The following is a 16,304-nucleotide window of genomic DNA, read 5'->3' on the forward strand; positions in this document are numbered from 1 at the left end:
GCGTCCACATCCAGAGCTTGAATCACATCAGACCGATTTTCCAAACAGGCTCTGATCATTACATTCTAAAAGCTTAAATTCCGACACATAGAACAAGTATAGATTGCTTGGTGCGATAATTTTCTATCACAACTCCGCGCTCTCTGGTCGATCTAATCGATGCATCGGTAACTGAACATATTACCGACGAGCTAAAAAACTGACCCTCATGGCAGTGCTGATGATTCCATCAACGCAAATAAATAGATTACCTACGTTTTCCTATCGCCAAACGCATTCGAAACGGAATGATAAAGAACTTTCGTGCATTGTAGCGTTGAATAGTTCAAACCAAGGTCTTGCCGCAGGATTTTTCACCACGAGAGGCCCCCGACGGCACTATGAGGCTCCGAATCTATCAATTTGTAGAACCGAGCGATCACTTACGCTTCACGAGCTCACCAGAGAGACTGCTTGAATTCTGCATCTTCAGACTTTCCAGCACCAACATCAGATAAAATGGCGATACTCATATTAACTCGTCAACATCGACCTATGCCGCGCTTCGATCGGCTCGAAACGCTTCAAAGACGAAAGACTTCTGAGGCGCTCGAGTTCAGTAAAAACCTCCAGTTACATTTTCTAATTCTTATAAAAGAAATCAAATTGCTCCACTTTCCGACAAAAGTTGCAATATTGCCGTATAAACTTCCTCTACAGAAATCAACTTGATACAGGCAACGTCTTTAGCGCATTCATCGTAATTGTGATGCAATGAGCATCCTGCGCAGGGTACACGTCGACTGATCGCTATTCCGCCCCGCTCCTGCCCCCACTCTTGCCACCCTATACGCGATGAGTGCAAACTAACAACCTGTGTCCCCCGAAGAGACGCCAAATGTTTTGGCCCCGAATCGTTACCAATAAACGCAGACGAAAATGATAGAAAAGCATCAAAATGATCGAACGGCATTTGCCCGCCAACATAAACAATCCCTCCACTATCTAGGAGATCCGCTGGCAATCGTGCCTTCTGTTCACTGCCTTCGGCCAAGTAAACCACACGCATTCCCATGTCACGAACGACGCGTTCAGCTAATTCCGCGTAATGCGGCCAATGCGTAAATTTAATGCGTGCTCCGCTGTGGATGACTATATATGGTTGATCGACAGGAACACCGTAATTTAGCAATGTTTCGCGATTTAAGTCACTACGCCTAATAACGCGTGCTCCACTGTCAATCGCCAACGCCAATGCGTCACCAATAATGGCGGTTCGAGCTGAGTGCTTTACAAAGTCACAACCTGTACTCGCATCGTAACTGGAAAAATTCATATCGATTGACTTGCGCGGACCACCGAAACCCATTGTCAAAGGTGCGCCCGTCAATGGAAGGAGCTTGTGTGAATTAGCAGAAACAGGAAGATCAATGGCAAGATCGAATTTGAACGGCGCCAAAACTTTCTTAAGAGCTATCTGATCCTCAAGTGACATAATGCGTTGATGCATCACCGGATCATCCGGGAAATGAACAAGAACAATTTCGTCAAAAATGCCTAGCGAGCGAGCGAGTCCCTCATTGGCGCGACTAAGCAAACCAACCAATTTTACGTCTGGCAACGCAGCGCGAATTTTTTGCAATGCAGGTATGGAAGCAACTAAATCCCCAAGTTGATCGGGGCGCAGCACTGCAACCGTTTTGATATCGAACGGAAACGACCGAGTGGAGCATCTGTGCAGTATACTGGGTCGTGCATTAATCTGCTCTACTAGCGTAAAAGCAGATTTTTTGTCTACTGGCTCGATTACTGCATCGGACTGGTGATAATGTATACTTTCGAACGCAGGCGCAACGATCAAACGCTCACGCCGCCACGTCTTTTCCTCAGCTTCTTCCAAATCTGACGCCATGGCACGAAAAACAAAGTCGTGCCAACCCGGCGCGACATCGCTAAAATCAATCCACGCATTATAACAATATTTTCTAATATCTTTATTTTTCTTCTCACGTGGCTGCGTTGCAATGGTCAACGGCTCGCTACAAATTAGATCCCCATCCATAAAGATGTCCACGCGATCAATATGCACTGACGATACAATATAACCGCGAAGAGCGGAAACCCCCCGTACTGTCAGACCCCGCCCCCACTCGGTTGTTTGGGGGGTGCCATTGCGAGTTGGCACAAACGCGGGCTGGTGTGCAACGCACAGATCGTCATAGGATTGAGCAATCAGCGAACCATCCAGAAGAGAATCAAGAAGATCATTTTCGGAAAATTTTCTTTTATCTTTAGAATTTTCTTGAGATAAAAAAGAAAAACGTGCCCTTTCCAAGCGAAGATCGTCGGATAGTTCGATAGACTCCACCTCATTCCTAGGGGAATCCCAATCGGGCTTCAGTTCCGACGCATTGCGGTAATGTCTTAAGGCATCTTCGTACAAACCCTGAACTTTGCAAAAATGCCCAAGCTGAAGAGAAATCTCAGGATCAGTCGGATCTGCAGCATACACAATATCGTAATGATGACGCGCAGCGTCAAAATTGCGCGCCTCCTTGTACATATGACCAACCTGTATGCGAATCCCCCGATCCTCTCGAACTTCGAGAACTTTTAGAAAAAGCTCCGCAGCATCACGGAAACGACCTGTATCCCGTGCCTTGTCAGCTAAATCAAGGCGTCTTTTCCATTCCGCGTCTTCCGTGTTCTCGGGTTCCTCTTTCTTATCATGGGCTTTAATCACGCCGCGCACTGCCCGGACCTGGAAAGTCACTCGGCGATAGAGAGAACGGATCGGGTTAGAAAAACTCATAGCAAACTCACCATTTATGAAACAAGTAACTCTACATCTCGCCAACGAAAGATCGTCTGAAATTATTCGATGTACACGCGACACAGAAATTTTCTTATTTCATATCGCAATATTTTCAACTTTCCTAATAGTCTCCAGTCATAATCAACTCTCGGGCGGCACCATAAATATGGTAGAGAGAGCTAGCGGGCATATAATCGACCAAGGGCCTACTTTCCTGGTCGAAGCGATCTATCCACCCTCCCCCCAGGTGAGCGGGCGCATAGCGCGCAAGAAATTGACTTCCGATGACATCTACAGGAAAAGATGCAACCTTACCTACACGATCACGTTGACAAAGCAGACGAAGCAACTCTGTCTGGGGCCACACACGCGTCGATCGCTCGGAAACGATACCTTCATCCGTCATCGCGTCCCATACTTGATTCACCGTTGCATCGTATCCGTGTGCCAGCCCCACATGGAACAAACGCTCAGCCACTTGCTCAATTTGCAAACTTTGGCTTTCAGTCAAAATAGCCAAATTTCGATATTCAGACAAAAGCCATGACCATTCGAACAGATGACCAGGCTCTACAAGGTTCTCTCCAGATATTTTTGCAGGCAACCAATCCGCCGAAAAAAACTCCAAAAGAAAACCATTTCTTGGTTCAATTAATTTATGCAGAGCTAGGTCAACAAGCTTACTGGCTTCATCTAGATAAAAATCATCACGAGAAGCCTCGAATAATGCCAAATAAGCTTCAAGCAAATGCATATGTGGATTTTGCCGCCGAAGGTCGTCTTGCGGGGGAATCGTGTCCTGATACCCTCCATTCTTTGTAGCAAAAAGTATTTTGATTTCATCGACCGTCGCACGAGCGATCGAGTGATAGCGCGGGCTGTCGCAAACGCGGATAGCCCAAGCATATGCGAACAGGATGAACGCGTGACCGTATAGGTCTCGGGTATGGTTAGCTGGACTTCCACCAGAAGTTATGGAAAAAACCCACCCGGACTCCCCGTCCGACCGGTAATATAATCGCTCCACGTGATCAAGGCACGTCAACGCCTGATTCGACGCGTCGTAAAAACCATCGAGGCTGGCGCGGCAGTACGTGGCAATTTGCCGTGCCTGCACCATTAGCCGATGAGCTTCCAGATCAACCGGAGTGGCGTCCCAATTTAAACGCTCATAATATAGGCCGCGTGCAGAATCAAAGCCAGCCGAACTCCAGAGAGGCAGTGAATTAGACACCAACCAACGAAACCACTCACCGTTGGGATTCCCAGACCGATCGGCTGACTCGGGCGGGACCACAACTACGCTCCCGCCTGCATTTTACGAACAATAGACGTGGTTGATCGACCAGATATCAGCTCTGCCAAGACCACACTTCCTCCATAAGTTTTTATAAAATCGCCGCCAACCACGTCACATTCTTGATAGTCGGCACCTTTTACAATCACGTCGGGGCGAAGTGCCTTTATCGTTTCGAGGGGCGTGTCTTCATCGAAAATCACAACCAAATCGACGTCGCGCAGAGCGCCAATCACAGTTGCGCGGGCTTGCTCGTCTTGTAAAGGTCGGGTCTGCCCCTTAAGACGCTTCACCGATGCATCACTATTGATGGCGACAATCAGCTTATCCCCCTGTCTGCCAGCTGCTTTAATCAAGGCAATATGGCCAGGGTGGACCAAATCGAAGCATCCGTTCGTGAATGCTATCCGCGCACCATGGTGCCGCCAAACCTCAATAATATCCTGGGCTCGAGCAAGAGTAGCAGTTTCTCCGTCCTCCTGGATTTCCCAAAGGAGGGCGGCACTCAACTCCGCGCGCGATACCGTAGCCGTGCCGAGTTTACTGACAACAATCGACGCCGCACTCGATGCGATAACCGCCGCGGTTTCGAGATCCTGACCAGCAGAGAGGATGCTGGCGATCGTGGCAACCACTGTATCCCCTGCGCCCGAGACATCGTATACTTCGGATTTCCGGACCTGAACATGCGTGATCTTTCCATCGGTTTCATACAAGGTCATCCCATCTTCGGAACGTGTCACTAGTACATTTCCGCCGAATGCCGCCGAAGCCACGCGCGCCGCGCGCTCAACTTCTTCGTCGTTCTTGCAAGACATCCCCGTGGCCATATACAGCTCGTTACGGTTCGGGGTGATAAGGTATGCCCCTTTGTATGCTGATAAATCTTTACGCTTCGGATCAACAACAACCGGAATACCACGTTTAGAGGCCATCACGCACACTGCTTGAATGACATCGTCCGACAACACCCCCTTCGCATAATCAGAGCATACAACTACATCTGCATCTTTTATGGCCATCGTAGCTGCGTGAATCAATCGCGCACGCGTTTCGGCGGATGGTGTTTCAATCCGCTCTTCGTCGATTCGAACGATCTGTTGCCGACCGCTCAGAACTCGAGTTTTCGCAATGGTAATCCACTCAGGGTCATCGACAATATAAGAGAGATCAATGCCCGGCGCATCAGCCAGAGCTTTCTTGAGCATTTCAGCAGAAATGTCTCGACCAACTATTCCGATCAACGCGACGCTGCTTCCTAGCGTCGCCGCATTCATGGCTACGTTCGCTGCGCCCCCTGGGACGACGGTATGATGCGCACGATGCAAGACCGGAACCGGCGCTTCCGGTGAGATACGATGCACGGAGCCACTCACGTAGCAGTCCAACATCAAGTCACCGATGATGACAACGCGACCGAAATTGAAATCGTTAATCATGATTTTTCTCAGAAAATAAGGGCTGCAAATATGGAGAAAGAAAACTCATTAGGTTATCGCCTGAGAAAAGATAACCCGGGATACCCGCCGCAGCAGCGGCTTCAACATCTGTATTTTTGTCACCGACCAGAAAGGACCTAGAGAGGTCCAAATTTAATTCGCTTGCGGCTCGCGTAATCATTCCGGGGTTCGGTTTGCGGTCGGGATGATTGCAACGATACGCAGCCACCCGAGCATCCGGATGATAAGGGCACACATAAAAGCGGTCCAGAACACCCCCCTCCCTCGCGACCTCATCGGCAAGATGAGCATTGAACCGATCTACCGCAGCTTCATCGAACAAACCCCTAGCTACGCCGGATTGATTCGTTACAACCACAGTAACGTAACCACAAGCTTTAGCACGCATTACTGCCTGCGCCGCCCCAGGAATCAGCACAAGCTCTTCTGGCACGGAAGGATAGCCGGTATCGACGTTCAGAACACCGTCACGGTCAAAGAAAACGGCCGCGCGAGCGTGCTGGTCCCGGCATTCGTTAGTATGGCGATGATTAATTTTCACTCCCATAAGTCATCCCCCAACTACGCAAACAATTCTGAAAGCGTCGGCCAATGCGTCAAAAAATATACATCCAGCGATTCCGTCCCCCAATTACTCAATTCGACTGTGGAATCGAAGGCCGCCACCAGAACCCAAGCCAAGCTTTTTCGGAGGCACGTATCTTTTGCAATCATCATCAAATGCATCGGACATGGCCATGTCACGCTGTTCCAAAACCAGTTCGAAATACGCACCCGAAAGCGCTAAAAGGGCACCCATGACGAACCATCTTATTCTATAACAAAATCTTCTCAAAAATTTTGTTCGTCAAGGCCAAAATGTTCAAAAAATCCACCACGGTTTCGTTTTGTAATTCTGTCTTTCGCCGCTTGATTGACGGATGAGCGCGTGACACATTTGAAACTTCCAACGCTGGAGAATATTTCGCTCACTCTGGCGGCTTCAATGCTCAGATCCAAGATAGAAAAACTCTGATTGCTACGAACAGGACCCGACAAGCGCCTAACTCCGCCGCCCCAAGAGCCCGGAAACAATAAAGTTCGCGCATTTCTCTGGTGTATATTGAATTCAATCACAACATTAAAAAACACGAAATATTTCTGAAGTTTTCAAGATACTATTTCAAGTCGATCTGCCGCGGCGGCGTGGACGTGACGCAAGGAACACCTACGAATTCTTCAATTTTGGTCAAAACTTGGCCGATACTCTGATTCCAATCCAAAATACTACCTTGATCGAGCACCTGGGCAACAGGGCACTTCTGCCCTGAAAGACCCGCGAATTCCTCAATAGCGCGCAGCCAGCCGATACCGTCAAGCGGATCAATATAATACGCTCCCCCCCCCCCTACTTCACGGAAAACCGATATATCCGAACAAATGGCAGGCGTCCCCAGCGCCAAAGCTTCAGCCAGCGGCAATCCAAAACCCTCAGCAAATGACGGAAACAGGAGAGCACGAGCCCCACTCAACAGCCCCACCACCTCCGCATCGGGCAATGAGTTGTACTCGACGACAAAACCACGCAATGTCGGCGAACGCTCGATCATATCTAACACCTGCTCATTTTCCCACCCACGTTTACCTATAATGATGAGATGCGGCGCAGTTGATCCATGTACCTCGATCAAGCGGCGCCAAATATTCAGTAGTAGAAGATGGTTTTTGCGCGCTTCCACCGTCCCGAGGCAGATGAAATAAGGAGCGGCATTTTTTGCCTGATTGAGCGCCCTCTTATTGCCGGACAAAGCCCGAAGGTGCACGCCATGCGCTACAGGCCAAACAGGAACATCCGATCTGCTCGCTTTGGCAAAATACGGCATGAGCGACTTGCGCACTGCGTCGGACGGAGTGACTACCGCGTCTGCATAACGGACGACCGTGTCTATACGCTTCTGGTGGCGCGCCGGTTCCCTCTCTCGAGCGTACTCTGGGTAATCAAGCGGGATCAAATCGTGAACCATTGGTACAAAAAGGGCGTCGTGCCGTCGTATCGCCGCCGCCACGAGTTTTGGACGCGTCAAATGATGATGAGAAAGAAGAAGATAGACGTTGCGCCCCCCCTTTTGCTGGCGATGCCGCATGAATGTCTGCTTACCTTTAGTCTTCGTCAAAATGATTCCGTGCAAAAGCCACAAACTCAAGCGAAAGGCAGCACCAGCGTCATGTCCCCCTCGGTCCCATAACATGGCGAGTGATGAAACGAAGTCCAGAGCAATGCTAAAAGGCAGAATCGCAAATTTTCCAAGAGGATGAACAGCTGCAAATTCTATGCGGTCTGGCACGTTGGCGCACAGATAGAGAGCGTATTCGAGTTCCACACGATCAATGCCTGTCGGCACGCGCGCGCGCGAGCGCGACAGTAGACGTGAAATATCAAGTATATAAAATGGCACATCCGAATTAGACTTCGTAATCATACAGAAAATTCTCGCGACGAATCACCAATGCTCGTCGATTTTTTGGTATTTTGCGCAAATTTTGGACGAAGCATCTCACGGCGAGCCATCTCTTCTCGAGACGCAGTCGCGAAATCACGCGGACTGTGTTTCGTAAGACGTTCTATTGCGCTGGCAGTCAATTTTTCGATTGCTTCATTCGAAAAAAAACCACCAGGAATAAGGCAACGATCTATCAAAACACGTCGATAAGCGTCAAACATATTCATGTCTGGGCCGTCTGGCTCCGCCCAAAAATCGGCGAGCGGCCCCTGAAAGGTGATGCCTGGCAAATCGTAGACCGCGTCGCCCAACGTGATCACCGACTTGCCTTCTGCAAGCGCCAAAGTGCCTGTCGTGCTGTTGATTGTAATCACGCCAGATGCAGCTTGGACCAGCTCTAATATTTCACCGACCTCGACATATTCAACGCGGTCGGCCACGCCGTAAGCTGCCGCCTGCAGCGCCACTTCATGACGCCAGTTGCGCACGAAGTTATCCAACGGATGCTCCTTGATCACAAGCCTCATCTGCTTTGGCGCGTGCGCGGCGAACGACGCTATTACAACCTTAATAGCTTCCGCCATACCACTAAACGACGAATGCAGCCGCACCTGAGCATCAGCATCGAGTTGCAGCGGAAAAAGCATAAACGGCTCGTCTGAACCCCGCAGCCTTTCAAGCGTCGCTTCTGTTCGTCGCCCGCGCTCTTTACGTTTGGCCAACTTACGCAACCAACCCACCCCCTCGGTCAACGGATGCCAAGGCCGGTAATTATCCCAGTGCCTATAATGCCACCGCGAAAGCAAGTCTGCGGAATTATACGCCACCCCCTGCAACGCACGAATTCTAAACGATGACGGAACGGAATGATGCTCTGCAGCAGCGGGAAGCTGGCGAGCGCGATCGCGGTAGTAAGCTGGATCACGAGGCAACATAGAGTTGCCGTTCACCCCACCAAGTTCAAGCGTCACCCAATCAGGACGTAGATACCCCTCCTCGAAGACATGCACGGGAATGTGCAATCGCGCACATACCGCGATAGCAGCGCTATGAAGCGGACGGCAATCTCCGAATAACACCACGTCCGTAATTTCATGCTTGGCGAGAATACGCACCAACGCCTCTGGCCACTCATCGGGGCGTCCAGTGAAATCGATACCTCCCGGTAAACGCCAGAACAACCTGTCGCCACCGTTGAAATTTACTTTCCAAACGCCGTAGCCATTCCGCCGAAGAGCCTGTCCGATCATGCGGAAGAACGGCCCCATCAGACCTTGAAGTAGCAATACGTTGCGTCGCACACCTGCATGATCATCTACATTTGAATGGGATGTAAGCATTGCACTTTCTTAACGGCGATCAATGGACCGCAAAAGATTACGTCCGGTGTGGGCAAGAGTTCGCTTGGAAAAACGAAGCCCGCTGTTAACAGCCTTTCTGAAACTGCCCTGACGACGCCGCAGTCGCATAAGTAAGTTCGGTTTCCAAAGCGACGCGACTTCGAAACGCGAGAGTAACACTTCCGGCCCACAGGGAAGTCTCGTCACAGGATCGATATAACTAGAATAAAGCAACAGTGTGGCGGCCACTAATTGGGTGAGGCTCAACTGCCGCGTTCTGCGCTCAACGGGCGCACGATCACGCGTAAGACCCCATCCTGCATAAAACGGCTGCCCATATGTCGTCACAATCTTGCCACGCATCAAGGCCTCAAATCCCGCAAGGGAGGTCAACGTGTGCACCTCGTCGATCACCGAGAGTAGCGGCGCCATTGCACCATCACGGCAGACGATATCAGCGAATTCCATGGCGCGCTCATCTGGAATTCCGCCGAGCCTGTGACCCGCGTCTACGTCTGGATGCGGACGATAGACGATGAAAGCATCTGGGCAATCGCTCCGCACGTATTGCAGGAGCTCGATATTTCCTGCGATTCCGGCCCCACCAAACTTGACTGAAAGATCGTCGGCTACCTGACCTGGCACAAGGATAATGCGACGCCCCGGCGGCGCACCCAGCTCTGGCGAATCGCCTCCGTATGAATATTTAGATATATCGTTTTTAACGATACGATTTATCAATTTTTCGGCACGCGCCTCTAACTCTCTTCCAAATGGGTGCATTGCAAGCAATCTTTCAAGGTCGCTCGGACAGCTAGGATCATAATAAATACCGTGCATATCAACAACTATTGACGCTGGCGGCATAAATCCACTTCCCAACCCCGCCGACCTGATAAATCCGTCTTCAACGCGAGCAAGCGAAACTCCAGCTCGAGCAGCTCGGCGACTGAGATTGGACGAAATGCGGGTCGACCAAGCAGCAATTACCCCACGGTTCCGCGAAGCAGCCACCGCTCGCGCTGCGCTGCGTCGAAAAGCAGGAAAGGGTCTCGTGATGTCAGCTGTCACAAATATATCTGCGATGCGCCTGCGTTTCCAAAACGACATTCCAGTACACACTGCGACTGTCCGATTTCGCGCAATAACTGCTTTCCACTCTTCCAATAAGTTTATTGCATCTTTTGCAGTAATTGGCGCACCAGAGAAAGGGCATCGATATTTTGTGGCGTCACAAAGCAACGTCTTGGCCCGACCTAACGTTACGGAATCAAGGCCAAAATCTAACGATCCTTCACTTTTCCGTTGCAAAGACAAGCCACACAATGCGCCTAGAGCCATAAACGCATCTGTCGTCCCGGCATCGCAAATGATAGCTTCTGCACTATCATAAAGCGCCCACGGGTTGACAGGGTCTACGAGAACCCCTCCCCCGCTGCGTCGCACACGACGCGCCAATCCGGTCAGTCGCCGACCTTGACCGGGCGCAAGAAACAGGAGGCGCTCTACATCACACGCCGCACAGGCAGCATCCCATAAGCTTGCAGCACGATGAACATCTCGGGGTGCGCAAACTATGACCGGCCGTCTTTTGTCGATAGATGGAGATGGGGCCCAGAATGCCCCCCCTACCCTAGCAGCAAGAAGCGCCTTGACAACACCATCGATGCCGGGGCCGTCAATCACCGAAGTTAAATCGTCCCAAGAACAGCCTACCTCGCCAAGAGCGGGAACGTCACGGTGAAACGGGGGTGTCTGCAGAAGAACGGGCGCAAGGTCCACTGGCAGTTGCGATCTGAAGCTCAACACTGAACAATCCCATCTGCACTGCGTCTGGGCAGCGCTATAACGAATGGAGGCTTCCGCGTTGATCCCAAATGCGAACCGTATCTTTTACTTGTCAGGCACGCGCAGGACTGTCAACAGACGACCTCCTCCTGCGTCGTTCGGCATAGTGGCTTGACAACGATCAACGAAATTAAATATGTCGCAAGAAATTAAACAGAATATGGCACAAGAAAAATATGATAAACTTTACGAAGAAATGCAATAAAATAAGTATACTGCGATGCTGTTGATCCTCACCCTAGTAATCGTTCTTATCATCGCGTTGTGCGCCGATGCTGCAACTTTACCGCGCACCGGGAAAACGCTATTCCCGCAGTCGATCGTCGAATTCTTCATCCGCGCACTGCCTATCTTATTGCTTCTGGGCGTAATCCTGACATTGACAGGACGTGTCATATTCGGTGCAATTATCACATGTGCTATATTAGGCCTTCTCACGCTGGGCTCCAATCTCAAGCGTAGCGTCCTAGGCGAAGCGTTGCTGTTCAGCGATGCTGCCGTGATAAGAATTTTTTTTTTACACCCACGATTTTATATCAACGCGATTTCAATACCTGGTCGCATCGCATTGCTAACGGGCATCTCGTTTGTAACTACGACGCTCATAGCTCTTCTCATATCAGATGTGGCGACGCTAGCCGCCGGACGTGGCTCAGCCCGCTTTTTAATTCGCATCAACGGCGGCATCCTAACCCTCCTAACCTGGACCGCATTACTCTTATTTGGCGCAACCAGTCTTCCTCGAACACTCCTACCAGAAGCCGACATAGATTTTGGCATCCGACGTTACGGCTTGCTCGCAACGTTTGCCCTCAGCTGGTTACGCTGGCGCGACGATAGCGTTCGCGTCTTGCCAGCATTCATTTCGCTGGACACTGTCAACTCACAGCCCCCCGAAACGCGACAGCCCATAGTCGTGGTGATTCAATGCGAATCTTTTTCTGACCCCCGCGACCTAAATCTGCCGGAGCTTACGGCGCCAGATTTGCCAAATCTGACGAAATCGAAGGCAGCCGGAAGTGTTGGAAATCTTCTCGTTTCGGGTTTCGGCGCCTACACGATGCGATCAGAGTACGGCGTTCTGTTTGGACACCAGGAAGCGGAGCTTGGATTCCGTCGCTTTGATCCATATTTGAGCGCGCATCGTCAAGGCGCGCACGCGCTGCCAAATCGTCTGGCCAACCGTTACGCATCTCGTATTTTCGTGCATCCATATGATCTGCGCTTCTACGGGCGAGACAGACTCATGCCCAATATCGGCTTTACCGACATAGTAGGGGGCGATGATTTTTACGGTGATGAAAAATCCGGTCCACATATTAGCGATTTAGCGCTGGGACGCCATCTCATAAAAAAAATTGAAATAGCAAAATGCGAGAATAAAGCTACCTTTATTTTTGCCGTAAGCATAGAAAATCACGGGCCGTGGAAGGGTGGCCTGAAGGACTACCTCGCACACCTCCGTCACGGAGATGAATTACTTGGCATGATATCCGACGCACTCCACGTGTCTGGACACCCCGCAATTCTTGCCTTTTATGGCGACCACAGGCCGTCCATCCCTAAGGTCGTTACACCATGCGCCTCAAGGCACACGCCGATAATACTAGAGCACTTTGGAACTTCTGAACATTTTTCTTTTCATTTTCCGAAAAATATTACTCCCGCCGACCTGCACCATATCATCGTTGATGGCTGCAACACACTAACAACCAAGATCAAATAACAACTATTGAAGTATTAATTAAATTTTTTCACGTATAGATGTTTATTTTCTGGACGATACGCTAATCGTGCCCGCCAATTTCGGACAGACATAAAGGCGTAACAACCGTCTCGCTTGCACAAAACTTGCTCTAACCGCTTGAGACATAAAAACCCGGACTGAGGTCCGCCTCAAGCCGACGAAGAATCGCGATCAAGTGTCACACGCACTCAATCCACCAAAATCGTTCCACACTGGGGGCGACACCGCTACGTTCGACCTGAGTCTGCTCGCCACTATGGTAACCGGGGACAATCACGCGCCAGAAAATGAAGCCACGTATTTTGAACATAAATGTTCATCGACTAATCGACATAACCTTAGCCTGCCGCCAACATGCCATGGCCGAATAGCCGACGAGCGACGCCCTACCGACCATTCCTTCCCATCGTCCATCGCCGTCGAGATCCCTCGGTAGGCCCTTCAACATCGAACCGACACCGCAATCGGCCGTAAGACATGGCAGAATGATCGCAGGGCAATCTGGCGCCGACTACGACACAACAACACAGCTCGTTAATCGCCGCCTGCGAACGCGTTGGCGGCTGACGAAGGCCGCCTTCGTCATATCAGACGTATTCAATAATACAGTGATGCTCGCCACGGATTGCAGCCCTGGTCCAACAGAATACGTATGAGGCCTCGCCGCCAACCGAACGCTCCGGCGCGATCGACCAATTGTAAGAGCTTGGTCGCCGTTAGAATACGATATCGCGCTTCGGCAAGTTTTAGGCGTTCGCTTGAACGCCTAAGCCACTGTCGGATAACATGCTTTATCCAACAAAATCAGTGGCGTCCCGTACGGGATTCGAACCCGTGTTACCGCCGTGAAAGGGCGGTGTCCTAGGCCTCTAGACGAACGGGACAGGACGAGGCGGTTGGTAATTGAGGGCGCTTACCCCGTCAAGGGGCTCGCGCAAGAAAAGTATCAAAACAGGGCTTTATCCGCGTCTCGGATGACTCAACTCCGTGATCACGCCATGCAGCGTGCGCAACTCCTGCTCGGTGACTTCGCCACGCGTGAAGAAATGACGCAGGTTCCGGACCATGCCCGGCCGCTTCTGCTCGTTGCGGAGGAAACCGCAGGAATCGAGTTCCCGAATCAGATGCCGCATGAAGTTCTCAAGCTCGCCCTTCGTCGCGACATGCGTCTCATTCGTCATCAACTCGCGCGACGGCGTGGCGTCTTCGGTCAGCCACCACTCATACGCCATGATCATCACCGCCTGGGCGAGATTGAGCGACATGAACGACGGATTGAGCGGGTAACGAATCAGGGCGTCAGCGCGCGCCATGTCCTCGTTGTCGAGACCCGCGCGCTCAGGCCCGAACATCAGTCCGACCTTGAGACCCCGCGCGGTCGCCGCCCGCAGTTCCACCGCGCCGCCACGCGCAGTCAGAACCGGCTTGACGATATGACGCGGCCGGGGACACGTCGCGAAGACGTGGTGCAGGTCCGCCACAGCGTCATCGACCGTCTCATAAGCCGTCGCCGCCTCCAGAATACGGTCGGCGCCGGAGGCGGTTCTCCACGCGCGATCCTGGGGCCAGCCGTCGCGTGGGGCCACAAGACGCAAATGGAACAGCCCCCCGTTCGCCATCGCGCGCGCCGTCGTGCCGATATTCTCGGCCAGCTGCGGGCGCACGAGTATAACGACCGGGGTATTTCCCAATGGCTGAAGATCGGCGCCGCCGTCCCGACCGGTCACGAGCCACGCCTCCAGGTGGTGCCCGAAGGGCCGTCCTCAAGGATCACGCCTGCCTCCGAAAGCTCGGCGCGAATGCCGTCCGCCCGTGCGAAATCCCGCGCCTTGCGGGCCGCAAGGCGCTCTTCGATCAGCGCCTCGATTGTTGCGGCGCTCAATGCGCCCTCACCTTCTTCGCCACGAAACCAGTCGTCGGGCTCCTGCTCCAGCATTCCGATCAGCCGCCCCGCCGCACGCAGGTCGGCCGCCGCGGCAGCGTCTCCTTGCAGCGCTGCGCCGGCCAGCGCATGCATCTCCGCAATCGCGCGCGGCGTGTTCAGATCATCGCACAGGGCAGCCAGAAACGCCGCCGGCGGCGCACGCTCGGCGTCTTCGGGGCGCTCCGGCGCGCCCGCCAGAGCCCGGTAAAAACGATCAAGCGTCCTGCGCGACTCTTCGAGTCCTGACCACGTAAAATTCAGAACAGAACGATACTGTGCGCTCATCAGAAGCAGGCGCAACGCCTCCACCGGCCCACGCGCCAAAACGTCCCGGATGGTCAGGAAATTACCGAGCGACTTCGACATTTTCTCGCCGTCAACCAGCAGCATCGCATTGTGCAGCCAGTAATTGGCGAACCGGCCGCCCGGAAAGCAGCACAGACTCTGCGCGCGCTCATTTTCATGGTGAGGAAACAGCAGATCGCTGCCGCCGCCATGAATGTCAAAACTCTCTCCAAGGTAACGATGAGCCATCGCAGAGCACTCGATGTGCCATCCCGGTCGTCCGCGACCCCAGGGCGATTCCCACCCCGGCAGATCGGGAGTCGATGGCTTCCACAGGACGAAATCACCTGCGTCACGCTTATATGGAGCGACCTCCACCCGGGCCCCCGCCACAAGTTCTTCCGGATCGCGCCCGGAGAGCGCGCCGTAAGACGGGAACGACGCCACCGCGAACAATACGTGCCCCTCAGCTTCATAGGCGTGCCCATATTCGATCAGACGCGAAATCATCGCCTGCATCTCTGCGATATTATGCGTCGCGCGCGGCTCAATGTCGGGCGGCAACATGTTCATCGCAGACAGATCTGCGTGGAATTTCGCAGTCGTGCGCTCAGTAAGCGCGGCAATATCCTCGCCATTATCGCGAGCCCGCGCCGTGATCTTGTCATCGACGTCTGTGATGTTCCGCACAAAGGTCACGCGCGGATAAAGACGCCGCAGGACGCGCGTCAAAATATCGGCGGTAAGCATCGCACGCAGATTGCCCACATGAGGCAAGTCGTAGACCGTGGGTCCGCAGTAATAGATACGGACGTGTTCCGGATCGAGCGGCGTAAAGGGCGCGACGGCGCGTCGCTGGCTATCGTGAAGCGACAGGACAGGCCGCGTGGCCTCCTGCAGCGGCGTCGGTAAGGTCATCGTCCCGGTCCGGATCAAGAAATAGAAATTCGTGGGTTGAGCGCGCGAACATGCGTCGCCCCTGCCGGGAAGGCAACATCTGGCGCGAACTCCACTGCACCTGGCGTCGTTCGCCGAAGTGCCAGCCTGCACGCGCCGCGGCAACAGCAGGGCCGCGACAAGGCGGCGATCTCACAACCGGCCGCCAGACGACCTGAGCAGCGCCAAAAAA

Annotated in this window: 11 protein-coding genes and 1 tRNA gene; 1 reads left to right on the forward strand and 11 read right to left on the reverse strand. The window is 52.5% G+C overall.

Translation table 11 applies throughout. The features are described from left to right. Positions 1-640: 640 nt before the first annotated feature. The 8 genes from J2D73_RS12580 to J2D73_RS12615 form a co-directional block, all read right to left on the reverse strand. Complete coding sequence (locus J2D73_RS12580; RefSeq protein WP_207881899.1) at positions 641-2,791, reverse strand: glycosyltransferase family 9 protein; 2,151 nt, start codon at positions 2,789-2,791, stop codon at positions 641-643. 124 nt (positions 2,792-2,915) lie between these two features. Beyond that, complete coding sequence (locus tag J2D73_RS12585) at positions 2,916-4,091, reverse strand: AGE family epimerase/isomerase (RefSeq protein WP_207881900.1); 1,176 nt, start codon at positions 4,089-4,091, stop codon at positions 2,916-2,918. A gap of 2 nt (positions 4,092-4,093) precedes the next feature. Beyond that, a complete protein-coding gene (gene rfaE1 / locus J2D73_RS12590; RefSeq protein WP_207881901.1) occupies positions 4,094-5,530 on the reverse strand; it encodes a D-glycero-beta-D-manno-heptose-7-phosphate kinase in 1,437 nt (478 codons plus the stop codon). Continuing rightward, entirely contained in the window at positions 5,523-6,098 is a 576-nt protein-coding gene (locus tag J2D73_RS12595) for a D-glycero-alpha-D-manno-heptose-1,7-bisphosphate 7-phosphatase (RefSeq protein WP_207881902.1), read from the reverse strand. The genes rfaE1 and J2D73_RS12595 overlap by 8 nt, the downstream gene beginning before the upstream one ends. 284 nt (positions 6,099-6,382) lie before the next feature. Next, complete coding sequence (locus J2D73_RS12600) at positions 6,383-6,682, reverse strand: hypothetical protein (RefSeq protein WP_207881903.1); 300 nt, start codon at positions 6,680-6,682, stop codon at positions 6,383-6,385. A 26-nt stretch (positions 6,683-6,708) separates the two neighbouring features. Beyond that, the gene (locus J2D73_RS12605; RefSeq protein ID WP_207881904.1) at positions 6,709-8,010 is read right to left on the reverse strand and encodes a glycosyltransferase family 4 protein; all 1,302 of its coding nucleotides are present in this window, start codon (positions 8,008-8,010) and stop codon (positions 6,709-6,711) included. After that, positions 8,007-9,371: a capsule biosynthesis protein gene (locus tag J2D73_RS12610; RefSeq protein WP_207881905.1), complete on the reverse strand. Its 1,365-nt coding sequence runs from the start codon at positions 9,369-9,371 to the stop codon at positions 8,007-8,009. Before J2D73_RS12610 ends, J2D73_RS12605 begins: the two co-directional genes overlap by 4 nt. A 9-nt stretch (positions 9,372-9,380) precedes the next feature. Next, positions 9,381-10,712 (reverse strand): capsular polysaccharide export protein, LipB/KpsS family, encoded by a 1,332-nt coding sequence (locus J2D73_RS12615; protein WP_341535092.1) that lies wholly within the window; start codon positions 10,710-10,712, stop codon positions 9,381-9,383. Between the two features lie 727 nt (positions 10,713-11,439). On the opposite strand from J2D73_RS12615, the gene J2D73_RS12620 reads away from it, so the two are divergent. After that, positions 11,440-12,945, forward strand: a complete 1,506-nt coding sequence (locus J2D73_RS12620) for an LTA synthase family protein (protein ID WP_207881907.1) — start codon at positions 11,440-11,442, stop codon at positions 12,943-12,945. A gap of 829 nt (positions 12,946-13,774) precedes the next feature. Here J2D73_RS12620 and J2D73_RS12625 read toward each other — a convergent pair. From J2D73_RS12625 to cysS, 3 genes are all read right to left on the reverse strand, one after another. Continuing rightward, positions 13,775-13,850: transfer RNA gene (locus J2D73_RS12625), tRNA-Glu, on the reverse strand. 75 nt (positions 13,851-13,925) lie between these two features. Continuing rightward, the gene (locus J2D73_RS12630) at positions 13,926-14,693 is read right to left on the reverse strand and encodes an RNA methyltransferase (protein ID WP_026398782.1); all 768 of its coding nucleotides are present in this window, start codon (positions 14,691-14,693) and stop codon (positions 13,926-13,928) included. Beyond that, on the reverse strand, positions 14,690-16,093 hold the full coding sequence (gene cysS / locus J2D73_RS12635) for a cysteine--tRNA ligase (RefSeq protein WP_207881908.1): 1,404 nt from the start codon (positions 16,091-16,093) through the stop codon (positions 14,690-14,692). Before cysS ends, J2D73_RS12630 begins: the two co-directional genes overlap by 4 nt. Positions 16,094-16,304 lie beyond the last annotated feature (211 nt).

This window comes from Acetobacter sacchari (assembly GCF_017377715.1).
Taxonomy (GTDB): domain Bacteria; phylum Pseudomonadota; class Alphaproteobacteria; order Acetobacterales; family Acetobacteraceae; genus Acetobacter; species Acetobacter sacchari.